The sequence below is a fragment of the Mesorhizobium sp. Root554 genome (assembly GCF_001427025.1).
Taxonomy (GTDB): Bacteria; Pseudomonadota; Alphaproteobacteria; order Rhizobiales; family Rhizobiaceae; genus Mesorhizobium.
Map to the genome: position 1 here is coordinate 740,212 of NZ_LMGA01000001.1, position 21,770 is coordinate 761,981.

The window sequence follows — 21,770 nt, forward strand, 5'->3', positions numbered from 1 at the left end:
GAAGCCTACATCCTGACGAAGGAGGAGGGTGGCCGTCACACGCCGTTCTTCACCAACTACCGTCCGCAGTTCTACTTCCGCACGACGGACGTGACGGGCATCGTGACGCTGCCTTCGGGCACCGAGATGGTGATGCCCGGCGACAACATCACCGTCGATGTCGAGCTGATCGTGCCGATCGCCATGGAGGAGAAGCTGCGCTTCGCCATCCGTGAAGGCGGCCGCACCGTCGGCGCCGGNNNNCATCGTCGCAAGCATCGTCGAGTAACAAGAAGAAACGATCTGTCGCGGGCGGGGTAACGCCCGCGCCGCGCCAGAACAAGGAATGACGAGATGAACGGTCAGAATATCCGCATCCGCCTGAAAGCGTTCGATCACCGGGTGCTCGATGCTTCGACGCGGGAAATCGTGTCCACGGCCAAGCGCACCGGCGCCAATGTCCGCGGCCCCATTCCGCTGCCGACGCGGATCGAGAAGTTCACGGTTAACCGCTCGCCGCACGTCGACAAGAAGAGCCGCGAGCAGTTCGAGATGCGCACCCACAAGCGTCTTCTCGACATCGTCGACCCGACCCCGCAGACGGTCGATGCGCTGATGAAGCTCGATCTCGCCGCAGGCGTGGACGTCGAAATCAAGCTCTGACGAGAGGCCCCGACAGGCACTCGAGGAAGAGCAAAGACATGAGCCTGAGGGTTTCCCGATGGCTCCTCTGAAGGAAGATGAACCGATGCGTTCAGGTGTAATTGCACAGAAGGTGGGAATGACCCGCATCTATAACGATGCCGGCGAACATGTTCCCGTCACCGTTCTCCGCATGGAGAACTGCCAGGTCGTGGCCCAGCGTACGCAGGAAAAGAATGGCTACACCGCCGTTCAGCTCGGCGTCGGTCTGGCCAAGGTGAAGAACACGTCGAAGGCGATGCGCGGCCATTTCGCCGCTGCCTCCGTCGAGCCGAAGACGAAGCTCGCCGAGTTCCGCGTCTCCGCCGACAACATGCTCGACGTCGGCGCCGAGATCACCGTCGAGCACTTCGTCGCCGGCCAGAAGGTCGACGTGACGGGAACTTCGACCGGCAAGGGCTTCCAGGGCGTCATGAAGCGCCACAATTTCCGTGGTGGCCGTGCCACTCACGGTAACTCGGTCTCGCACCGTACCCACGGCTCGACCGGCCAGCGCCAGGACCCCGGCAAGGTGTTCAAGGGCAAGAAGATGGCCGGCCACATGGGCGATACCCGCGTGACCACGCAGAATGTCGAGGTGGTTTCCACCGACACCGACCGCGGCCTGATCCTGATCCGCGGCGCGGTTCCGGGCACCAAGGGCGCCTGGATCCTGGTTCGCGACGCCGCCAAGATTGCGCTGCCGGCCAATGCGCCGAAGCCTGCCGCCATCCGCGCTGCCCAGAAGGGCGCCGAGAAGGCTGCCGTGCAGAACGAGGCCCCGGCCACAGAGGGAGCTGAATAATGGACCTCAAGATCACAACGCTCGCAGGCAAGGACGCCGGCAAGCTGAAGCTCTCCGAGGAGATCTTCGGACTTGATCCGCGCGAGGACATCCTGCAGCGCGTCGTGCGCTGGCAGCTCGCCAAGAAGCAGCAGGGCACGCATCAGGCCAAGGGCCGCGCCGACATCGCGCGCACCGGCGCCAAGATGTACAAGCAGAAGGGAACGGGCCGCGCCCGTCACCATTCGGCTCGCGCTCCGCAGTTCCGCGGCGGCGGCAAGGCCCATGGCCCGGTCGCTCGCAGCCATGAGCACGATCTGCCGAAGAAGGTCCGTGCGCTCGGCCTCAAGCATGCGCTCTCGGCCAAGGCCAAGTCCGCTTCCATCATCGTCGTCGATGAGCTGAAGCTGGCCGAAGCCAAGACCAAGGCGCTGGTGGCGAACTTCGCCGCGCTCGGCCTGACCAACGCGCTGTTCATCGGCGGCGCCGAACTCGACCAGGGCTTCAAGAAGGCCGCGGCCAACATTCCGAACATCGACGTGCTGCCCATCCAGGGCATCAACGTCTACGACATTCTGCGCCGCGGCACGCTGGTCCTTTCCAAGGCCGCCGTCGAGGCTCTCGAGGAGCGCTTTAAATGACCGACCTTCGTCATTATGACGTGATCGTCTCGCCGGCGATCACCGAGAAGTCGACCATGGCTTCCGAGCAGAACCAGGTGGTCTTCAACGTCGCCAAGAAGGCGTCGAAGCCGGAGATCAAGGCCGCAGTCGAGGCGCTGTTCGGCGTCAAGGTCACGGCTGTCAACACGCTCGTCCGCAAGGGCAAGGTAAAGCGCTTCCGCGGCACCATCGGCCGCCAGAGTGACGTCAAAAGGGCGATCGTGACGCTGGCCGACGGCCAGTCCATCGACGTCGCGACGGGTCTCTGAGCTAGGCCGCGAGGACAACGACAATGGCATTGAAAAAATACAACCCGATAACGCCGAGCACCCGCCAGCTGGTCATCGTCGACCGTTCGGGCCTCTACAAGGGCAAGCCCGTCAAGGGCCTGACCGAAGGTCTGACCAAGTCGGGCGGCCGCAACAACTATGGCCGCATCACCGCCCGCTTTATCGGCGGCGGTCACAAGCGTTCGTACCGCATCATCGACTTCAAGCGTCGCAAGTTCGACGTGGTCGGCACGGTCGAACGGCTCGAGTACGATCCGAACCGCACCGCCTTCATCGCGCTGATCAAGTATGATGACGGCGAGCTGAACTACATCATCGCTCCGCAGCGTCTGGCTGCCGGCGACAAGGTCGTGGCTGGTGAATCGGTCGACGTGAAGCCGGGCAACGCGATGCCGCTGTCGGCCATGCCGGTTGGCACCATTGTCCACAACATCGAACTGAAGCCCGGCAAGGGCGGCCAGGTTGCCCGTTCGGCCGGCGCTTACGCCCAGCTGGTCGGCCGCGATCAGGGCATGGCGATCCTGCGCCTCAATTCGGGCGAGCAGCGCATCGTCCACGGTTCATGCTTCGCCACTGTCGGCGCCGTATCGAACCCCGACCACGGCAACATCAACGACGGCAAGGCAGGCCGCACGGTCTGGCGCGGCAAGCGCCCGCACAACCGCGGCGTGACCATGAACCCGGTCGACCACCCGCATGGCGGTGGTGAAGGACGCACTTCCGGCGGCCGTCACCCGGTCACCCCGTGGGGCAAGCCGACCAAGGGCAAGAAGACGCGGTCCAACAAGGCGACCGATAAGTTCATCGTGCGCTCGCGCCATCAGCGCAAGAGCTAAGAAGAGGTAACGCCAAGTGACTCGTTCGGTTTGGAAAGGCCCTTTCATCGACGGCTACCTTCTCCAGAAGGCAGACAAGGTTCGTGAAGGTGGTCGTAATGAGGTGATCAAGATGTGGAGCCGCCGCTCCACCGTCCTGCCGCAGTTCGTCGGCCTCACCTTCGGTGTCTACAACGGTCAGAAGCATGTTCCGGTCTCGGTGAACGAGGACATGGTCGGCCACAAGTTCGGTGAGTTCGCTCCGACCCGGACCTATTACGGTCACGGCGCGGATAAGAAGGCGAAGAGGAAATAATCATGGGCAAGGCCAAAGCTCCGCGCAGGCTTGCTGATAATGAGGCGCGCGCAGTCCTGCGCACGATCCGTATCAGCCCGCAGAAGCTGAACCTCGTTGCTGCGCTGATCCGCGGCAAGAAGGTCGCCGCTGCGCTGAACGATCTCGAATTCTCGCGCAAGCGGATTTCCGAGACCGTGAAGAAGACGCTGGAATCGGCGATCGCCAACGCGGAAAACAACCACGACCTGGATGTCGATGCGCTGATCGTGGCCGAAGCCTATGTCGGCAAGTCGATCGTCATGAAGCGTTTCCACGCTCGTGGCCGCGGTCGCGCCAGCCGCGTCGAGAAGCCGTTTTCGCACCTCACGATCGTTGTTCGTGAAGTCGAGGAAAAAGGGGAGGCCGCATAATGGGCCAGAAAATCAATCCGATCGGTTTCCGCCTCGGCATTAACCGCACCTGGGACTCGCGCTGGTACGCAAACACCGGCGAGTACGGCAAGCTGCTGCACGAGGACATCAAGATCCGCGAGTACCTTGAAAAGGAACTCAAGCAGGCCGCGATCTCGAAGGTCGTGATCGAGCGTCCCCACAAGAAGTGCCGCGTCACCATCCATGCCGCGCGCCCTGGCCTGATCATCGGCAAGAAGGGCGCCGACATCGAAAAGCTTCGCAAGAAGCTGATGGAGATGACCAAGTCCGAGACGCACCTGAACATCGTCGAAGTCCGCAAGCCGGAAATCGACGCGACGCTGGTCGCCCAGTCGATTGCCCAGCAGCTTGAGCGCCGCATCGCCTTCCGCCGCGCCATGAAGCGCGCGGTCCAGTCGGCCATGCGCCTCGGCGCCGAAGGCATCCGCATCAACTGCTCGGGCCGTCTCGGCGGCGCTGAAATCGCTCGTATGGAGTGGTACCGCGAAGGTCGCGTGCCGCTGCACACCCTGCGCGCCGACGTCGATTACGGCACAGCCGAGGCGCATACCGCTTACGGCATCTGCGGCGTCAAGGTCTGGGTGTTCAAGGGAGAAATCCTCGAACACGATCCGATGGCGTCTGAACGCCGCGCCACCGAAGGCGATGCGCAGGGTGAGCGTTCCGGCGCCCGCCGCCGCGAGAACGCCTGAGACAATGTGCGTGATCCTGAAATTGGGTCACGCTGAGAAAATGAGAATTTGGAGCAAGTAAGATGCTGCAGCCAAAGCGCACTAAGTTCCGCAAGCAGTTCAAGGGCCGCATCCACGGTACTGCCAAGGGCGGCACCAATCTGGATTTCGGTGGCTTCGGACTGAAGGCGCTGGAACCGAACCGCGTCACCGCGCGTGAGATCGAGGCGGCCCGCCGCGCGATCACACGCGAAATGAAGCGCGCCGGTCGTGTCTGGATCCGTGTGTTCCCGGATGTTCCGGTGACCTCGAAGCCGACCGAAGTCCGCATGGGCAAGGGCAAGGGCGCGGTGGATTACTGGGCGTGCCGGGTCAAGCCGGGCCGCGTCATGTTCGAGATCGACGGCGTTTCGGAAGAGACCGCCCGCGAGGCGCTGCGCCTGGGCGCGGCCAAGCTTTCGGTCCGCACGCGCTTCGTTCAGCGCATTGCAGAATAAGGAAGAGCCGAGATGAAAGCCGAAGACATCCGCACCAAGACGCAGGACCAGCTCGCTGACGATCTCGCCGCCTTGAAGAAGGAGCAGTTCAATCTGCGCTTCCAGAAGGCGACCGGGCAGCTTGAGAAGACTGCGCGCGTCAAGCAGGTCCGTCGGGACATTGCGCGCATCAAGACCATCACGGCGGCAAAAACCGCTGGCAAGAAGGCTTAAGGACAAAACCATGCCAAAGCGCATTTTGCAGGGCACCGTCGTCAGCGACAAGAACGAGAAGACGGTCGTCGTCAAGGTCGAGCGTCGCTTCACCCATCCGGTGATGAAGAAGACCGTGCGCTTGTCGAAGAAGTACAAGGCCCACGACGAGAACAACGCCCACAAGGTCGGCGATACCGTGTTCATCCAGGAATCGAAGCCGATTTCCAAGGACAAGCGCTGGATCGTCGTCACCGAGGCGCAGGCCGAACAGGCCTAAAAGCATGTCTCCCGAAAGTGGGAACGGTTTCGGGACAAAGACCTGCGTGGAAGAAAGTTAAAGCGCAAAGCGCTTTAAGGAACCGAATTTTGGACAGACCGGGGAGGGGCCTTGAAAGCCCGTCCCGTTAGAAGAGAAGAAGGCGGCCAGTCATGATTCAGATGCAAACAAACCTCGACGTCGCGGATAATTCCGGCGCCCGTCGTGTCATGTGCATCAAGGTGCTGGGCGGCTCGAAGCGGAAATACGCTTCCGTGGGCGACATCATCGTGGTGTCGATCAAGGAAGCCATTCCGCGCGGCCGCGTGAAGAAGGGCGATGTGATGAAGGCGGTCGTGGTTCGCACGGCCAAGGACATCCGCCGCCCGGACGGCAGCGTGATCCGTTTCGACAAGAACGCAGCCGTTCTCGTCGACAACAAGAAAGAGCCTGTGGGCACGCGTATCTTCGGCCCGGTTCCGCGCGAGCTTCGCGCCAAGAACCACATGAAGATCATCTCGCTCGCGCCTGAAGTGCTGTAAGGAGCAGGACCCATGCAGAAGATCCGTAAGGGCGACAAGGTCGTCGTGCTTTCCGGCAAGGACAAGGGCCGCTCCGGCGAGGTCGTGTCCGTACAGCCGAAGGAAGACACCGCGCTGGTGCGCGGGGTCAACATGATCCGTCGTCACCAGAAGCAATCCCAGTCCCAAGAGGGCGGGATCATCACCAAGGAAGCGCCGATCCACCTTTCGAACATTGCGCTGGCCGACCCCAAGGACGGCAAGCCGACCCGTGTCGGTTTCAAGTTCGAGAAGGATGGCAAGAAGGTGCGTTTTGCCAAGCGCTCGGGAGTAACCATCAATGGCTAAGGCAGCTACGGCCCAAGCAGAGGCCAAGAACACGCCACGCCTGAAGAAGGTCTATCAGGAGACCATCAAGAAGGCGCTGCTGGAGCAGTTCAAGTACGACAACGAGATGCAGGTTCCGCGTCTCGACAAGATCGTGCTGAACATGGGCGTTGGCGAAGCCACGGCCGACTCCAAGAAGCCCACGGTCGCCGCCGAGGACCTCGCGCTCATCGCCGGCCAGAAGCCGGTCGTGACCCGTGCGCGCAAGTCGATCGCCGGCTTCAAGGTTCGCGAGAACATGCCGATCGGCGCGAAGGTTACGCTTCGCAAGGAGAAAATGTACGAGTTCCTCGACCGCCTCGTGAACATCGCGCTGCCGCGCGTTCGCGACTTCCGCGGCCTGAACCCGAAGAGCTTCGATGGCCGTGGCAACTACGCCATGGGCATCAAGGAACACATCGTGTTCCCGGAGATCAACTACGACAAGGTCGATCAGATCTGGGGCATGGACATCATCGTTTGTACGACTGCGAAGACGGACGACGAAGCCAGGGCGCTGCTCAAGGCTTTCAACTTCCCCTTCCGCCAGTAACGGCAGCGAGCAAAGGAAAAATCTGAATGGCAAAGACCAGCTCAGTCGAGAAGAACAACCGGCGCCGCAAGCTCGTGGACCAGTATGCTGCCAAGCGTAAGGCCCTCAAGGACATCGTCATGGATCAGTCCAAGCCGATGGAAGAGCGTTTTCGCGCCCAGTTGAAGCTAGCGGCGCTGCCGCGCAACTCGGCGAAGATCCGCATCCGCAACCGCTGCGAAGTCACCGGCCGTCCGCGCGCCTACTATCGCAAGCTCAAAGTATCGCGTATCGCGCTTCGTGATCTTGGCAACAACGGCCAGATCCCGGGCCTGGTCAAGTCGAGCTGGTAAGGAGGACACGATATGTCATTGAGCGATCCTCTCGGCGATATGCTGACCCGCATCCGCAACGCCTACGGCCGTAAGAAGTCGAGCGTCTCGACGCCGGCCTCGCGCCTGCGCGCCCGCGTTCTCGACGTGCTGAAGTCGGAAGGCTACATCCGCGACTACAGCCAGACCGACTTCGACAACGGCAAGTCCGAAATCGAGATCGAGCTGAAGTATTTCGACGGCAACCCGGTCGTGCGCGAAATCTCGCGCGTGTCGAAGCCTGGCCGCCGCGTCTACGTTTCGGCTCGTTCGATACCGCACGTCGCCAACGGCCTCGGCATCGCCATCCTTTCGACTCCGAAGGGTGTCATGGCGGACCACGAAGCGCGCGAACAGAATGTCGGCGGCGAAGTTCTCTGCCAGATATTCTAATCGGGCCCACTTGAAACAAGAGAAGTAACGAGGACAACAAAATGTCTCGTATCGGAAAGAAACCAGTCTCGGTGCCGCAGGGCGTGACCGCTACGGTCAACGGCCAGACCGTGACGGCGAAGGGCCCCAAGGGCGAGCTGAATTTCGTCGTCAACGACGAGGTTCTGGTCAAGATGGAGAATGGCGAGATCGCTGTTCAGCCAAAGGACCAGTCCAAGAACGCCCGCTCCAAATGGGGCATGTCGCGCACGCAGATCCTGAACATCCTGCAGGGTGTGAAGGACGGCTTCGAGAAGAAGCTCGAGATCACCGGCGTCGGCTATCGCGCCGCCTTGCAGGGCAAGAACCTGCAGCTTGCTCTCGGCTTCAGCCACGACGTCGTTTATGAGACGCCGCAGGGCATCACCATCACCGTGCCGAAGCCCACCGAAATCTCGGTGTCGGGCATCGACAAGCAGCAGGTCGGCCAGGTTGCGGCTGAAATTCGCGAGTATCGCGGCCCCGAGCCCTACAAGGGCAAGGGCGTGCGCTACGCCGGCGAGAAGATCGTCCGCAAGGAAGGCAAGAAGAAGTAAAGCGGCGTCTCGGAAAGCCTCTGGCTTTCCAGGGCAACGCTTGGAGAATGTGCAACGCCACGGGGCGTTGCCGCGGGAGGCCAGGCCTACCGCACATGGCAAACCCCGTTTTTCAAGGCAGGAACCAGACTATGGCAAGCAAAGAAGCCACACAGCGCCGCTCGTCGCGCATCCGCCGTCAGATCAAGGCCGTTTCGAACGGCCGCCCGCGGCTTTCGGTCCACCGTACGTCGAAGAACATCTATGTGCAGGTGATCGACGACGCGAAGGGCCACACGATCGCCGCTGCTTCGACGCTGGAGAAAGATTTCAAGGGATCGAAGAAGACCGGCGCCGACGCGGCTGCTGCCACGGCGGTCGGCAAGCTGATCGCCGAGCGCGCCATCAAGGCCGGTGTCAAGGAAGTCGTTTTCGACCGCGGCGCCTACATCTATCACGGCCGCGTCAAGGCGCTGGCCGAAGCGGCCCGCGAGGGCGGCTTGAGCTTCTAAGGCGTCCCTGGGCGGAGACGTCGGCAGAAAGTTGCTGACATTTTCGCCAGGATCGCTACAGGAGACGCAGATTTCGCCGCCGGCGACCTCGAAACGAGGCGCCGGCATTTCAGCAACCCGTGCTTCCGGAAAAGAATAAGGAACAGGATATGGCACAGGAACGTAGGGATGGCGGCCGCGGCCGCGATCGCGAAGAGCGGGACGACGGCATCGTCGACAAGCTCGTACACATCAACCGCGTCGCCAAGGTGGTCAAGGGTGGCCGTCGCTTCGGCTTCGCCGCTCTCGTCGTCGTCGGCGACCAGAAAGGCCGCGTCGGTTTCGGTCACGGCAAGGCGCGTGAAGTGCCGGAGGCGATCCGCAAGGCGACTGAATCCGCCAAGCGCGAGATGATCTTCGTGCCGCTCCGCTCGGGCCGCACGCTCCACCACGACGTCGAAGGACGCTGGGGTGCGGGCCGCGTTCTCCTTCGCGCCGCCAAGCAGGGTACCGGCATCATCGCCGGCGGCCCGATGCGCGCCGTCTTCGAGACGCTCGGCATGCATGACGTCGTCGCCAAGTCGATGGGGTCGTCGAACCCCTACAACATGGTTCGCGCCACCTTCGATGCGCTCAAGAGCCAGATGCATCCCAAGGATGTGGCTGCGGCGCGCGGCATCAAGTACTCGACCCTTCAGGCCCGCCGCGGCACCGCCGTAGCGGCTGAAGAATAGTCGATAGCCGAAGGACCACGACAATGGCCAAGAAAGCTACCAAGACAGTCACCGTTGAGCAGATCGGTTCGCCGATCCGTCGGCCGAAGGAACAGCGCGCAACGCTGGTCGGTCTCGGCCTCAACAAGATGCACAAGCAGCGCACCCTGGAGGACACTCCTTCCGTGCGCGGCATGATCGCCGCCGTCTCCCATCTCGTCCGCGTCGTCGACGAGAAATAAGACGCACGCTGGAGAACAACCATGAAACTCAACGATCTGCGTGACAACGAAGGCGCGACGCACTCCCGCAAGCGCGTCGGCCGGGGCATCGGCTCCGGCACCGGCAAGACCGGCGGCCGCGGCGTCAAGGGCCAGAGCTCCCGCTCGGGCGTGGCAATCAACGGTTTCGAGGGTGGCCAGATGCCGCTCTATCGCCGTCTGCCCAAGCGCGGCTTCAACAACATCTTCGCCAAGAGCTTCGTCACCGTGTCGCTGGGCCGTATCCAGACCGCTATCGACGCCAAGAAGCTCGACGCCAAGGAAACCGTGACGGCGGAACTGCTTGCCAAGGCCGGCGTGATTCGTCGCGTCAAGGACGGCGTTCGCATCCTTTCGGATGGCGAGCTCAAGGCAAAGGTCTCGTTCGACGTCGCTGGCGCCTCCAAGGCCGCCATCGAGAAGATCGAGAAGGCCGGCGGTTCGATCAAGCTGCCCGAAAAGGCCGCTGCCGAGTAAGCATCGAGAAGTGCGGGCACAGTACCCCGCATCTTTTCCAGTCAAACGAGCGGCCGCGTCATTGCGGCCGCTTGCATCTTTGGGGGGCCGGGACTATCTCGGTGACACGCGCCGCCCGACAGCCGGGACCCATCATGCTCCAGGCGCGACCAAGCGGAGAATTCAGGCATGGCTTCGGCTGCTGAACAACTAGCCTCCAATCTCAATTTCGCGGCCTTCGCCAAGGCCGAGGATCTGAAGAAGCGCATCTGGTTCACCATCGGCGCGCTGCTGGTCTATCGGCTTGGCACCTATATTCCGCTTCCGGGCATCAATCCAGAAGCGTTCGCCCAGGCCTTCAATTCCCAGTCGAAGGGCGTGCTGGGCATGTTCAACATGTTCGCCGGCGGCGCCGTGCAGCGCATGGCGATCTTCGCGCTGGGCATCATGCCCTACATCTCGGCCTCCATCATCATGCAGCTCATGACGTCGGTCATTCCGTCGCTGGAAGCGCTGAAGAAGGAAGGCGAGCAGGGCCGCAAGATCATCAACCAGTACACGCGCTACGGCACCGTATTCCTGGCTCTGGTGCAGGCTTACGGCATTTCCGTCGGGCTGGAAGGCGGCAATGGCATTGTCACCAATCCGGGTGTGTTCTTCCAGGTATCGACCGTCATCACGCTGGTCGGCGGCACCATGTTCCTGATGTGGCTGGGGGAGCAGATCACCGCCCGCGGCATCGGCAACGGCATTTCGCTCATCATCTTCGCCGGCATTGTCGCCGGCCTGCCGACGGCCATTTCCGGCACGCTGGAACTGGGCCGCACCGGCGCGCTATCGACCGGGCTGATCCTCGCCATCATCGTTCTGGCAATCGTCGTCATCGCGCTGATCGTCTTCTTCGAGCGCGCCCAGCGCCGGCTGCTGATCCAGTATCCGAAGCGTCAGGTCGGCAACCGCATGTTCCAGGGCGATACCTCGCACCTGCCGCTGAAGCTCAACACGTCGGGCGTCATTCCGCCGATCTTCGCGTCGTCGCTGCTTCTGCTGCCGGCGACCGTCGCGGGCTTCTCGAACACGACCAACATGCCGGCCTGGGCCAGCACGATCCTCGCCTCGCTCGGCCATGGCCAGCCGCTCTATATGGCTTTCTATGCGGGAATGATCGTGTTCTTCGCTTTCTTTTACACCGCGATTGTCTTCAATCCGAAGGACACCGCCGACCAGCTCAAGAAGCACTCCGGCTTCATTCCCGGATATCGTCCGGGTGAGCGCACAGCCGACTACATCGATTATGTGCTGACGCGCATCACGGTGATCGGCGCTATCTATCTGGTCGCCGTCTGCCTGCTGCCTGAGTTCCTGATTTCGGCGACTGGCGTACCCTTCTACCTTGGTGGCACTTCGCTTCTGATCGTGGTCAGTGTAACGCTCGACACGGTTGCGCAGATCCAGGGGCACCTGATTGCGCACCAGTATGAGGGTCTGATCAAGAAGTCGAAGCTGCGCGGGGGCAAGAGGGGCAGATGAGGTTGATATTGCTTGGCCCGCCGGGAGCGGGCAAGGGGACGCAGGCGCAGCGACTGGTCGAGAAACATGGCATACCGCAGCTCTCCACCGGAGACATGCTGCGTGCGGCGGTGAAGAACGGCACCGAGGTCGGCAAACGCGCCAAGGCGGTCATGGATGCGGGCGAACTCGTCTCCGACGCCATCGTCAACGCCATCGTCGCCGAACGGATCGACGCGCCGGACTGCGCCAAGGGCTTTATTCTGGACGGTTATCCGCGCACGCTGGCGCAGGCCGATGCCGTGCAGGCCATGCTGGAGCAGCGCGGCCAGAAGCTCGATGCCGTGATCGAGCTGGTCGTCGACGACAAGGCGCTGATCGAACGCATCGCCAAGCGCGCCGAGGAAACCCGCGCCGCCGGCCAGCCGGTGCGCAAGGATGACGATCCGGCGGTCGTTCCGGAGCGCCTGCGCGAATACTACAAGAAGACCGCGCCGCTCGTCGGCTACTACTATGCCAAGGGCATGCTGACGAGCCTGGACGGCATGGCTTCCATCGATGAAGTCACGCAGAAGATCGACCGGATCCTCGGCGCGATAAGCAAAAAGTAACGTCTCGGCCTTGACGGATACGCGCTGCAGGAGTATGGCGGCCCGTCTCCCTATCGGCATGAGGCTTGCTTGTCCGCAAGGACAAGGCGGTCGTGTTGAATAAGGAACTCCCGCAAGGGCCGGCCTCCACCGGACGCGGGCATTTGAAACGCGTCGGATGCGCCTTGTTTTTCAAGGTATCCCGACCCACATGGAGAAGAGAAGAATGGCTCGTATAGCCGGCGTCAACATTCCGACCAACAAGCGCGTCGTCATTGCGCTTCAGTACATTCACGGCATTGGCAAGAAGTTCGCCCAGGAGATCGTCGACAAGGTCGGCATCCCGGCCGAGCGTCGCGTCAACCAGCTGACCGACGCCGAAGTTCTGGCGATCCGCGAGGCGATCGACCGCGACTATCAGGTCGAGGGCGACCTGCGCCGCGAAGTTTCGATGAACATCAAGCGCCTGATGGACCTCGGCTGCTATCGCGGCCTGCGTCATCGCCGCTCGCTCCCGGTCCGTGGCCAGCGCACGCACACCAATGCACGCACCCGCAAGGGCCCGGCCAAGGCGATTCAGGGCAAGAAGAAGTAATTTGGCGGCAATCGGCAATCGGCAATGGGCGGTCGTATTCGACTGCCGACTGCCGAAGCCCGACTGCCTCCTCAGGTGGAGCCGCTGGCATTACGGCGGTGTAGAGATCAACTGAAAGGACTATCATGGCCAAGGAAGCCGGTCGTGTTCGCCGTCGCGAACGCAAGAACATCTCGACGGGCGTCGCCCACGTCAATTCGACCTTCAACAACACGATGATCACCGTCACCGACGCACAGGGCAATACGATTGCCTGGTCGTCGGCGGGTGCCCAGGGCTTCAAGGGTTCGCGCAAGTCGACCCCGTTCGCAGCCCAGATGGCAGCCGAGGACGTCGCCAAGAAGGCGCAGGAACACGGCATGCGCATGCTCGAAGTCGAGGTCTGCGGACCCGGCTCCGGTCGTGAATCGGCGCTGCGCGCCCTGCAGGCAGCCGGCTTCACCATCACTTCGATCCGTGACGTGACGCCGATCCCGCACAATGGCTGCCGCCCGCGCAAGAAGCGCCGCGTCTAAGGAATACTGAACCCCGCTGGAGCGTCTGCATAATGCAGGCGCTTTCGCGGTTTTCCAGGTCGCCCGCCACGATTGGATGGTGGTGGGGAAACGGAAGGAAGACAAAATGATCCAGAAAAACTGGCAGGAACTGATCAAGCCGAACAAGATCGAGTTCTCGTCGAAGAAGAAGACCCTGACGACGCTCGTCGCCGAGCCGCTGGAGCGCGGGTTCGGCCTCACCCTCGGCAATGCGCTGCGTCGCGTGCTTTTGTCTTCGCTGCGTGGCGCCGCCGTCACTGCCGTGCAGATCGACGGCGTTCTGCATGAATTCTCGTCTATCGCCGGTGTGCGCGAGGACGTCACCGACATCGTGCTCAACATCAAGGAAATCGCCATCAAGATGGAAGGCGACGGCCCCAAGCGCATGGTTGTGCGCAAGCAGGGACCGGGCGCCGTGCTGGCTGGCGACATCCAGACGGTTGGCGACGTTGAGATCCTGAACCCCGACCATGTCATCTGCACCCTCGACGAGGGCGCCGAGATCCGCATGGAGTTCACCGTCGATACCGGCAAGGGTTATGTGCCGGCTGACCGCAATCGCGCCGAGGACGCGCCGATCGGCCTTATCCCGGTCGACTCGCTGTACTCGCCGGTCAAGAAGGTCTCCTACAAGGTCGAGAACACCCGCGAGGGCCAGGTTCTCGATTACGACAAGCTGACCATGGCCATCGAGACCGACGGTTCGATCTCGGGCGAAGACGCGGTGGCTTTCGCCGCCCGTATCCTGCAGGACCAGCTCGGCCTGTTCGTCAATTTCGACGAGCCGCAGAAGGCGGTGGCCGAAGAGACCGTCACCGAGCTCGCCTTCAATCCGGCGCTGCTCAAGAAGGTCGACGAACTGGAGCTTTCGGTCCGTTCGGCCAACTGCCTGAAGAACGACAATATCGTCTATATCGGCGACCTGATCCAGAAGACCGAGGCGGAGATGCTCCGCACCCCGAACTTCGGGCGCAAGTCGCTGAACGAGATCAAGGAAGTGCTCGCGGCGATGGGCCTGCATCTCGGCATGGAAGTGCCGGACTGGCCGCCGGAGAACATCGAAGACCTCGCCAAGCGTTACGAAGACCAATATTGAGCATGAATTCCAAGGGCAGGCGGCGCGAGCCGTTTGGCCCGACGGTCATGCGGAAAACCATCAGAGGCCGTGGCCTCTTGAACAACTGAAGAAGGAAAAGAGCCATGCGCCACGGTTTCAAAGGCCGCCGCTTCGCCCGCAGTGTTAGCCACCGCAAGTCGATGCTCGCCAATCTGGCGGTGTCGTTGCTCGAGCATGAGCAGATCGTCACCACCCTGCCGAAGGCGAAGGACCTGCGTCCGATCGTCGAGAAGCTGGTGACGCTCGGCAAGCGCGGCGACCTGCACGCCCGCCGCCAGGTCATCGCCCAGATCGGCAATGAAGGCGTCGTCAAGCGTCTGTTCGAAACCATCGCGCCGCGCTACGCCACCCGCAACGGCGGCTATCTGCGCATCATGAAGGCGGGCTTCCGCCACGGCGACAACGCCGCTATGGCCGTCATCGAATTCGTCGACCGCGATATGTCGGCAAAGGGTGCCGGCGACCGTGCCCGCGTCGAGGCCGAAGGCGGCAACGGAGAAGCCGAAGCCGCGTGATCTGATCGCTGCTGAGGATTTGGTTTTAAAGACCGGCAGGCGCAAGCCTGCCGGTCTTTTTTCGTTTGTGCTTCCCTCCACATCTTCCGTTGCGGAAGCGTCACGAATTGGTAGTATATCTCAGGTTCTTCCGTGTTTTTCTTTCAGGGGTGATCGACGAAATGATTGATTATCATTCGCATCTGGCCGTCCTGCAGGAGTTTCTCAAGATAACGGGGGGTACACCGGAAGAAAATTCTGTCCTACAGGCGGGAAAGGACGATCCTGATGCTGCCTTTATCGGCGCCTGGATCGATCATCTGGTCATCCATGCCGATTCTGATGGATTTGAATTAGATCTTCTGGAAAAGGCCGCAGGCATTTGGTCGAACGCCGTTGCGATCTACGGGCAACTTGGCGAGGCCCAAAGCGGCATCGAGCAGGCCCTTGGTTCGCCGCCTCCGGCCAATGCGGCCGACCTTGTGGCGCAGGCGCTGCAGAAGCTGGTCGCGGCCCGCGATTCCGCTCTTGCCTCTCAGGCGGACATCGAGGCGCTGAAGGCATCGATCGAACCGCTTCCCCACATTCGCCCACACCCACGCCAGCAAGACGTCAAGGAACCGTCGTGGGACAATGGCAACCGCTTTCTCGGCAGGCGCACCGTTTCCTTCCTCAACGAGGCTTTCAGCAAGGCGAACAGCAAGCGTGAACGCGCGGTTTGCGCCGGCCTGATCAGTAGCTATGCCGGAAACCTGTGCGGTTCGGCCTATCTTGGCACGGTCGTTGCCGGCCCGCGGCGGCTTCACCGGTTCCGCGATCGCATCGCCCGCAACGCTGTCGGCGCCCATCTTCACAAGACCAAAGCCACGCCGAAGCTTTCCGGCGCGGGCCTGTTCGGTGCAGCGCCCGGCGCGCCGCTGCCGGCCGACATAGCCGCGTTTCTACAATCCGCTTTTGCTGTCGCTTATCCCGGCCGTTCTGTTCCCGATTTCGACGCCGGCTACGGCAAGCTGATCCGGCACCTGCAACTGCTGGAACGCTTCAAACGCGTCGACCTGCCGATGCCGCCAGCCAATGGTTTCGTCCAGAACGTGCCGCCGACCGATGTCGGTGACATATTAGCAGCATCCGGCATAGACAGCGATTTGAGTATCTCGTCGGCGCCGGACTCCGATCCAACGACGCCGAACACGTCGGATTCCAAATCGAGTTCCGGCGCCGGATGCATATTGGGCATCCTGTTGATCTTCGCTTTCCTGATCATGCTGGTCGTCTGCATCGTCCAGGCTATCGACAAGGGCAAATGCACGGTGTTCGACTTCCTCGCGCCCGATCCACCCGATCCGCGCGATCCCACCACGCCGGCGCCTGAAGCCTCGGCAGCGCTGACCGCGCTCCAGAATCCCGATAACGCCGCGCATTTCCTCCAGGAAATATTCAATATGCGCATGGTGATGTGGCAGGGGCTGGATTCGGCCTTGGCCTATCTCGCCGTCACCGGATTGATCTATCCCGACGATCTCTTGATGTCGTCGCCGCTCTACCAGCAATTTCTGCGCACGCCAGGCCGTCCGGAATGGCCGCTCAGGCTCGATCCGCAGGCCGAGCAGACCTATCACCGCGATCCGCTGACAGCGGTCGAGAACCCCGCGGTTGGCGTGCATAGCCAGCCTTTCCCGCCCGAGCTTGCACCCGATGCTTTCGTCGATTCCGGTCAGACGATGCTGTACAACAATGTCGCCTCGAAATTGAGTGGCAGCCAGTTCGCCTACATATTTCTTCGCGATCTGGTCAAAGGAAAGCCTGACAGGCGCAACCGCGACCTCGATGCCGACCGGGGCTTCATGCACGAGTGTTGGGATATCGCCGACGGGACGTCCATCAACGACCCGATCCTATCCGTGAAGATACTGCCGGAAAACGCCCTTTAGGTCAGAGGAAAATTGATGATCAAAGCGCTCGGCAAGACCTCCAAACGAAATTTGCCGTTGAATGAGAGGGGCGGCAAGGAAGGCGAACCTGACAAGCCCGAACCGGTAAGCACCTTTATCGTCATCCCTTATTTTCCAGGAGACCGGGGTAGGCCGGGCAGCGAGCGGCCGTTGCCCGCCGGCGCCATTTCCTGGCTTTGCCCCTCGATCGTCGTCAACGGGCAGGCGGGCGGCGTATTCAAGCGCGGCGAGCCCACGGAGGTGACCGTCGCCGTTGCCAACTGGGGCGCGGGAACCGGCGCCGCTCCGGTTCAGGTATCTGTGTGGTGGGTCGACCCGTCCACCGGTTTCACCGATCCGACATTATTCGGGCAAACGGTCGTTGCCGTTCCGACGGGCGGACAGGTTTTTACCTCGCCGATCATCACCGGCATAGTACCACAGAGCGCACCACAGCACGTCTGCCTGGTGGCGCGCGTATCGAGCCCCTTTGATGTTCCAACGAGAGGCGCGATCCTGCCCGGCATCGAACGGCATTGGGCCCAGCACAATCTGGTCGAGGCGACGAGCGACAGCGATGGCGGCTTTGAATACAAGATCAGGCTGGTTAATCCGTTCGATCGCGCCATGGCCTTCGATGTCAGGGCCGAACCCCTCGACACAAAAGCCTTGCGGACATTGGGCGAAACGCTTCAGCTCAAACTCGTGGATGTAGGCAGGCGAACGGAAAGCCTGTCGCTGCATCTCGCGACCGGCGGGAAACCGCTGCGCCGGCTGCCCCGTGCGTCGGCTGAAAAGCTGGCTGCAAAGATGAAATGGACCACGCTCGACTTGCACCAAGTGAAGCTTGGTCCACGCGAATCCCGCCAGGTGAAGCTCGCCGGCAAGGTTCCCGAAGGCGTTGGCGGAGGCTCGGCTTTCGCAGTGGAAGTGCGCCAGAGCAGCGGCGACCACAAACGCGGCACCTACTATGAAGGCTCGGTCGGACTGATCGTTCGGGTGAAGGGCTGACGGATGAAGAACGAAGAGGCGCAACTGCGTCGGCTTTTCTCGAAACAGTTCAAGGGGCCTGCGCGGCTTCTTTTTCTTTTTCCTGAAGGCAGGAAAGATAGGCCGAGCCCGTGATCGTCTGCCAGCGGAGGTCTATCCTGGGCGCTTCTTCTGCCGAATAGGCATAAGAGTAAACGCTGTTGACTTCCGTTCGCTGGTCGATCTCACAGATCAACTTTGCAATGGGTATGTGCCAGAAATCGATCTATGTCCTCGTTTTCGATGAGGCTTGTATCGACTTCGAAGAACATCTGGACCGTGCCGACGCAAAGATCGAGCATGAACTGGTGGTTGCCAAAATTGGCGTAGTGGATTCTCACGTCTTGCAGGTTCCACAGCGCCGCTTGCAAGAAATCCGAGAGCTTGGCGCTTCCACCCAGCTCTTCCATTGCCAGCGCGAATTGATCGTTTACGCGCTCGGTCGTCTTTCGGATGCTGTTCGGGTGTTCTATCTGAAACCAATGAAGGTCGTGGGGCGGATCGTTGCCGAACGAAACCTCGACCGGCCCATATATCCAATATACCGGAATAGTCTCTACGTGTTCGGTGACCCAGCTATCCGGCGTACCCAGAATCCTGGCGAAGTCGATCATCCTCAATCCCGGCTTGATCGGTCCCAAAGTGCCTGTTTTCAGAAAATCGCGAAATGAAAGGAGTTTCTTTTCCATCACATGCTCGACGCGAACGTTGTTCGATTTTCTTGAAACTGTTCGAAAGGCCCCTGCGGAGTACTTTTCGTTTGCGCTGCCTATATGTCGATGCAGGAGCACGCGAGTAAAGCGGAATGGTGGTGATGGCGAAACCGATGTTCATAACGGCACTGGCGTTTCTTCTGTCAGTGGCGAGTCCGCTGTTGGCTGACGGTCAAATCAAGGAAACGCAGATGGGGATCATAAGTGCGGTCAAGGCCGCGGACGTTGAGCAGGTGGGAAGATTGGTGTCTTCCGGTGCCGATCTCGAAACCCGCGACGGGCAGGGGCGGACCGCGCTGCTGCTTGCGGCCCGGGCCAACGCGGTCGAAGCGGCAAAGCTGCTGATCGCCGCCGGCGCCGATGTCAACGCCAAGGATCCCATGCAGGATACACCGTTCCTCTATGCTGGAGCGGAAGGCCGCGACGAAATACTCACTGCCATTCTCGCCACGGGCCGCGCCAGCCTGCGCGACACCAACCGCTATGGCGGAACGGCGCTGATCCCGGCGGCCCACCACGGTCATCCGAGCACCGTCCGCATTCTTCTCGGCACCGACATTGACGTCGACCATGTCAACGATCTCGGCTGGACGGCGCTGCTGGAAGCGGTGATCCTTGGCGATGGCGGGCCAGTGCATCAGGAAATCGTCGGGCTGCTGGTCGATGCCGGGGCAAAAAACACACCTGACCGCGATGGAAAGACGCCGCTCGATCACGCCCGCGACAGAGGTTTTCGCGCCATGGCGCAGCGGATAGAGGCAGGGCCTGAAAAGTAGTCCTTGCCGAAGGCAATCGGCAGCGGACTGCATTTCCCCTGACTCGTCATCAAACTGTTATCGGCCCGCTTTACGGCGTCGGGGAGCAAGCGATCCAGCCACCCCGAAGCCAGAGGCAGCCATGTCAGACCACGAGACCGCCCAATTCCGCACCAGCATGCTCGAGGAGAATGCCGGTCCCGGCACGAATCCAACCGACAACCGCACCATGGGCGAGATCATCGCCACGCGTTTCTCGCGACGTGGGCTGCTGAAGGGTTCGTTGGCCGTCACCGCGATTGCCGCCACCGTCGGCCAGGTGGCGCTGTTCACCGCCGACAAGGCGCGCGCCGCCGGCGGTTCGGCCTTCTCGTTCGACGAGATCGAAGCGGGCGTCGATGACAAGCATCACGTCGCTGCCGGCTATGACGCCGATGTGCTTCTGCGCTGGGGCGATCCGCTGTTCGCCGATTCGCCCGACTTCGACCCGACCAGGCAGTCGGCGGAGGCTCAGGCAAAGCAATTCGGCTACAACAACGACTATGTCGGCTACATCCCGATCGACGGTTCGGCCGAGCATGGCCTGCTCGTCGTCAACCACGAATACACCAACCCGCACCTGATGTTCCCGGGAATTGTGAAGGTGGTGGAAAAGGACGGCAAGAAGAAGCTCGATGTCGCGCCGCTCAGCAAGGAGCAGGTCGATGTCGAGATGGCCGCGCATGGCGGCACCATCGTCGAAATCCGCAAGCAGGACGGCAAATGGCAGGTGGTGCGCGACGGCAAGCTGAACCGCCGCATCACCTCTATGACCGAAATGGAACTGACCGGCCCGGCCGCCGGCAGCGACCGCCTCAAGACCAACGCCGATGCAACCGGCGCGAAGGTGTTCGGCACGGTCAACAACTGCGCCGGCGGCGTCACGCCATGGGGCACCTATGTGATGGCCGAGGAGAACATCCACGGCTACTTCTCCGGCGAACTGCCGGCGGATCACAAGGAAGCAGCGAACTACAAGCGCCTCGGCATTCCGGAAGGCGCCTACGAATGGGCCACTCACTACGACCGCTTCGACCTCGCCAAGGAGCCGAACGAACCCAACCGCTTCGGCTGGATCGTCGAAGTGGACGTGCAGGACCCGGCCTCGAAGCCGAAGAAGCGCACCGCTCTCGGCCGTTTCAAGCATGAAGGCGCGGAGTCCATCGTCGCCAAGGACGGCAAGGTTGTCTTCTATCTCGGCGACGACGAGCGCTTCGACTATGTCTACAAATTCGTCACCGCCGGCACGTTCAATCCGAGCGATCGCGCCGCCAACATGAACCTGCTCGACGAGGGCACGCTGCATACGGCGAAGTTCGGAGAGGACGGTACCGTAGAGTGGATGCCGCTGGTGTTCGGCCAGGGCCCGCTGACGGCGGAAAACGGCTTCACCTCGCAGGCCGATGTGCTGATCGAGACGCGGCGCGCCGCCGACCTGCTGGGCGCCACCAAGATGGACCGTCCGGAGGACATCCAGCCGAACGCCACCAACGGCAAGGTGTATGTCATGCTGACGAACAACACCAAGCGCAAGGACGACCAGGTCGACGCGGCCAACCCGCGCGCCGCGAACGCCTTCGGCCATATCATCGAGATCACCGAGGACGGCGGCGATTTCGCCGCCGCCAAGGGCAAATGGGAAGTGCTGCTGAAGTGCGGCGATCCTTCGGTAGCCGAGGTCGGCTCGTCCTTCTCCACCGCGACGACGGCCAATGGCTGGTTCGGCATGCCTGACAACTGCGCGGTCGATTCCGCCGGCCGTCTCTGGGTTTCCACCGACGGCAACAACGTCAAGGAAACCGGCCGCACGGACGGCCTGTGGGCGGTCGATACCGAAGGCGAGGCGCGTGCGACGTCCAAGCTGTTCTTCCGGGTGCCGGTCGGCGCCGAAATGTGCGGCCCGCTGTTCGCGCCGGACGACCAGACGGCATTCGTGGCCGTGCAGCATCCGGGCGACGGCGGCGAGGAATGGGAAGGTTTTGGCCGCCCGTCCTACTACGAAGACCTGTCGACCCGCTGGCCCGACTTCAAGCCGGACATGCCGGTTCGCCCGTCCGTCATCGCCATCACCAAGCAGGGTGGCGGCAAGATCGCCGTCTGACCGCCTTCGCCTGCCAACCGACTCGCTTTCGGAAATCCCGGCCGTCGTGCCGGGATTTTCTTTTTTGCCTGCGGCCGGAGCCTTAAATCGCTGATTTCGCCTTTCATTTTGCACAATCCTCACGACAATGGCGCCGAACTCGTTT

General features: G+C 61.8%; 32 protein-coding genes and 1 pseudogene. 32 read left to right on the top strand and 1 reads right to left on the bottom strand.

What is annotated here, in order from left to right; all coding sequences use genetic code 11:
* From tuf to ASD44_RS03715, 30 genes and pseudogenes are all read left to right on the top strand, one after another.
* Positions 1 to 239: pseudogene (tuf, locus tag ASD44_RS18700) on the top strand (elongation factor Tu); the annotation flags it as partial.
* A gap of 94 nt (positions 240 to 333) precedes the next feature.
* Positions 334 to 642, top strand: a complete 309-nt coding sequence (gene rpsJ, locus ASD44_RS03575) for a 30S ribosomal protein S10 (protein ID WP_006205468.1) — start codon at positions 334 to 336, stop codon at positions 640 to 642.
* An 85-nt stretch (positions 643 to 727) separates the two neighbouring features.
* On the top strand, positions 728 to 1,465 hold the full coding sequence (gene rplC / locus ASD44_RS03580; RefSeq protein WP_056115380.1) for a 50S ribosomal protein L3: 738 nt from the start codon (positions 728 to 730) through the stop codon (positions 1,463 to 1,465).
* Positions 1,465 to 2,085 (top strand): 50S ribosomal protein L4, encoded by a 621-nt coding sequence (gene rplD, locus ASD44_RS03585; protein ID WP_056108874.1) that lies wholly within the window; start codon positions 1,465 to 1,467, stop codon positions 2,083 to 2,085. Before rplC ends, rplD begins: the two co-directional genes overlap by 1 nt.
* Positions 2,082 to 2,375 carry a 50S ribosomal protein L23 gene (locus ASD44_RS03590; RefSeq protein ID WP_056108876.1) on the top strand — a complete coding sequence of 98 codons (294 nt, stop codon included), beginning with the start codon at positions 2,082 to 2,084 and terminating at the stop codon, positions 2,373 to 2,375. Before rplD ends, ASD44_RS03590 begins: the two co-directional genes overlap by 4 nt.
* Positions 2,376 to 2,398: 23 nt before the next feature.
* Positions 2,399 to 3,232, top strand: coding sequence for a 50S ribosomal protein L2 (gene rplB, locus ASD44_RS03595; protein WP_056108879.1), 834 nt, complete (start codon positions 2,399 to 2,401; stop codon positions 3,230 to 3,232).
* A 16-nt stretch (positions 3,233 to 3,248) separates the two neighbouring features.
* Positions 3,249 to 3,527 (top strand): 30S ribosomal protein S19, encoded by a 279-nt coding sequence (rpsS, locus tag ASD44_RS03600; protein WP_056108883.1) that lies wholly within the window; start codon positions 3,249 to 3,251, stop codon positions 3,525 to 3,527.
* A 2-nt stretch (positions 3,528 to 3,529) separates the two neighbouring features.
* Complete coding sequence (gene rplV, locus ASD44_RS03605; protein ID WP_056108885.1) at positions 3,530 to 3,919, top strand: 50S ribosomal protein L22; 390 nt, start codon at positions 3,530 to 3,532, stop codon at positions 3,917 to 3,919.
* Positions 3,919 to 4,632 carry a 30S ribosomal protein S3 gene (gene rpsC, locus ASD44_RS03610; protein WP_056108888.1) on the top strand — a complete coding sequence of 238 codons (714 nt, stop codon included), beginning with the start codon at positions 3,919 to 3,921 and terminating at the stop codon, positions 4,630 to 4,632. The genes rplV and rpsC overlap by 1 nt, the downstream gene beginning before the upstream one ends.
* Positions 4,633 to 4,694: 62 nt before the next feature.
* Positions 4,695 to 5,108, top strand: a complete 414-nt coding sequence (rplP, locus tag ASD44_RS03615; RefSeq protein WP_056108892.1) for a 50S ribosomal protein L16 — start codon at positions 4,695 to 4,697, stop codon at positions 5,106 to 5,108.
* A gap of 12 nt (positions 5,109 to 5,120) precedes the next feature.
* Positions 5,121 to 5,321, top strand: coding sequence for a 50S ribosomal protein L29 (gene rpmC, locus ASD44_RS03620; protein ID WP_056108894.1), 201 nt, complete (start codon positions 5,121 to 5,123; stop codon positions 5,319 to 5,321).
* 10 nt (positions 5,322 to 5,331) lie between these two features.
* On the top strand, positions 5,332 to 5,580 hold the full coding sequence (gene rpsQ / locus ASD44_RS03625) for a 30S ribosomal protein S17 (RefSeq protein WP_056108897.1): 249 nt from the start codon (positions 5,332 to 5,334) through the stop codon (positions 5,578 to 5,580).
* 152 nt (positions 5,581 to 5,732) lie between these two features.
* Positions 5,733 to 6,101, top strand: coding sequence for a 50S ribosomal protein L14 (gene rplN, locus ASD44_RS03630; protein ID WP_024924768.1), 369 nt, complete (start codon positions 5,733 to 5,735; stop codon positions 6,099 to 6,101).
* A gap of 12 nt (positions 6,102 to 6,113) precedes the next feature.
* Positions 6,114 to 6,428, top strand: coding sequence for a 50S ribosomal protein L24 (rplX, locus tag ASD44_RS03635; protein WP_056108900.1), 315 nt, complete (start codon positions 6,114 to 6,116; stop codon positions 6,426 to 6,428).
* On the top strand, positions 6,421 to 6,999 hold the full coding sequence (gene rplE / locus ASD44_RS03640; RefSeq protein WP_056108904.1) for a 50S ribosomal protein L5: 579 nt from the start codon (positions 6,421 to 6,423) through the stop codon (positions 6,997 to 6,999). The genes rplX and rplE overlap by 8 nt, the downstream gene beginning before the upstream one ends.
* A gap of 26 nt (positions 7,000 to 7,025) precedes the next feature.
* On the top strand, positions 7,026 to 7,331 hold the full coding sequence (rpsN, locus tag ASD44_RS03645) for a 30S ribosomal protein S14 (protein WP_056108906.1): 306 nt from the start codon (positions 7,026 to 7,028) through the stop codon (positions 7,329 to 7,331).
* A 12-nt stretch (positions 7,332 to 7,343) separates the two neighbouring features.
* Complete coding sequence (rpsH, locus tag ASD44_RS03650; protein ID WP_056108908.1) at positions 7,344 to 7,742, top strand: 30S ribosomal protein S8; 399 nt, start codon at positions 7,344 to 7,346, stop codon at positions 7,740 to 7,742.
* A gap of 41 nt (positions 7,743 to 7,783) precedes the next feature.
* A complete protein-coding gene (gene rplF, locus ASD44_RS03655; RefSeq protein ID WP_056108911.1) occupies positions 7,784 to 8,317 on the top strand; it encodes a 50S ribosomal protein L6 in 534 nt (177 codons plus the stop codon).
* 131 nt (positions 8,318 to 8,448) lie between these two features.
* The gene (rplR, locus tag ASD44_RS03660; protein WP_056108914.1) at positions 8,449 to 8,808 is read left to right on the top strand and encodes a 50S ribosomal protein L18; all 360 of its coding nucleotides are present in this window, start codon (positions 8,449 to 8,451) and stop codon (positions 8,806 to 8,808) included.
* A 149-nt stretch (positions 8,809 to 8,957) separates the two neighbouring features.
* On the top strand, positions 8,958 to 9,521 hold the full coding sequence (rpsE, locus tag ASD44_RS03665; protein ID WP_056115384.1) for a 30S ribosomal protein S5: 564 nt from the start codon (positions 8,958 to 8,960) through the stop codon (positions 9,519 to 9,521).
* A 23-nt stretch (positions 9,522 to 9,544) separates the two neighbouring features.
* Complete coding sequence (gene rpmD, locus ASD44_RS03670) at positions 9,545 to 9,742, top strand: 50S ribosomal protein L30 (protein WP_056108917.1); 198 nt, start codon at positions 9,545 to 9,547, stop codon at positions 9,740 to 9,742.
* A 21-nt stretch (positions 9,743 to 9,763) separates the two neighbouring features.
* Positions 9,764 to 10,237 carry a 50S ribosomal protein L15 gene (gene rplO / locus ASD44_RS03675; RefSeq protein ID WP_056108920.1) on the top strand — a complete coding sequence of 158 codons (474 nt, stop codon included), beginning with the start codon at positions 9,764 to 9,766 and terminating at the stop codon, positions 10,235 to 10,237.
* Between the two features lie 168 nt (positions 10,238 to 10,405).
* Positions 10,406 to 11,746 carry a preprotein translocase subunit SecY gene (secY, locus tag ASD44_RS03680; protein WP_056108923.1) on the top strand — a complete coding sequence of 447 codons (1,341 nt, stop codon included), beginning with the start codon at positions 10,406 to 10,408 and terminating at the stop codon, positions 11,744 to 11,746.
* Entirely contained in the window at positions 11,743 to 12,336 is a 594-nt protein-coding gene (locus tag ASD44_RS03685) for an adenylate kinase (protein WP_056108925.1), read from the top strand. The genes secY and ASD44_RS03685 overlap by 4 nt, the downstream gene beginning before the upstream one ends.
* 205 nt (positions 12,337 to 12,541) lie before the next feature.
* Positions 12,542 to 12,910, top strand: a complete 369-nt coding sequence (gene rpsM / locus ASD44_RS03690; RefSeq protein WP_056108929.1) for a 30S ribosomal protein S13 — start codon at positions 12,542 to 12,544, stop codon at positions 12,908 to 12,910.
* A gap of 125 nt (positions 12,911 to 13,035) precedes the next feature.
* On the top strand, positions 13,036 to 13,425 hold the full coding sequence (gene rpsK, locus ASD44_RS03695) for a 30S ribosomal protein S11 (protein ID WP_056108931.1): 390 nt from the start codon (positions 13,036 to 13,038) through the stop codon (positions 13,423 to 13,425).
* Between the two features lie 106 nt (positions 13,426 to 13,531).
* Positions 13,532 to 14,542 carry a DNA-directed RNA polymerase subunit alpha gene (locus tag ASD44_RS03700; RefSeq protein WP_056115389.1) on the top strand — a complete coding sequence of 337 codons (1,011 nt, stop codon included), beginning with the start codon at positions 13,532 to 13,534 and terminating at the stop codon, positions 14,540 to 14,542.
* A gap of 104 nt (positions 14,543 to 14,646) precedes the next feature.
* Positions 14,647 to 15,078, top strand: coding sequence for a 50S ribosomal protein L17 (gene rplQ, locus ASD44_RS03705; RefSeq protein WP_056108934.1), 432 nt, complete (start codon positions 14,647 to 14,649; stop codon positions 15,076 to 15,078).
* Between the two features lie 161 nt (positions 15,079 to 15,239).
* Positions 15,240 to 16,988, top strand: a complete 1,749-nt coding sequence (locus tag ASD44_RS03710; protein ID WP_156459763.1) for a hypothetical protein — start codon at positions 15,240 to 15,242, stop codon at positions 16,986 to 16,988.
* Between the two features lie 15 nt (positions 16,989 to 17,003).
* The gene (locus ASD44_RS03715) at positions 17,004 to 17,999 is read left to right on the top strand and encodes a hypothetical protein (RefSeq protein WP_056108939.1); all 996 of its coding nucleotides are present in this window, start codon (positions 17,004 to 17,006) and stop codon (positions 17,997 to 17,999) included.
* Between the two features lie 203 nt (positions 18,000 to 18,202).
* Here ASD44_RS03715 and ASD44_RS03720 read toward each other — a convergent pair whose 3' ends face one another.
* Positions 18,203 to 18,706, bottom strand: a complete 504-nt coding sequence (locus ASD44_RS03720) for a hypothetical protein (RefSeq protein ID WP_056108942.1) — start codon at positions 18,704 to 18,706, stop codon at positions 18,203 to 18,205.
* Positions 18,707 to 18,921: 215 nt separating this feature from the next.
* Here ASD44_RS03720 and ASD44_RS03725 point away from each other — a divergent pair, with 215 nt between their 5' ends.
* Entirely contained in the window at positions 18,922 to 19,506 is a 585-nt protein-coding gene (locus ASD44_RS03725; protein ID WP_244478716.1) for an ankyrin repeat domain-containing protein, read from the top strand.
* Positions 19,507 to 19,627: 121 nt separating this feature from the next.
* Entirely contained in the window at positions 19,628 to 21,625 is a 1,998-nt protein-coding gene (locus ASD44_RS03730; RefSeq protein WP_056108945.1) for a PhoX family phosphatase, read from the top strand.
* The last annotated feature ends 145 nt before the right edge of the window (positions 21,626 to 21,770 follow it).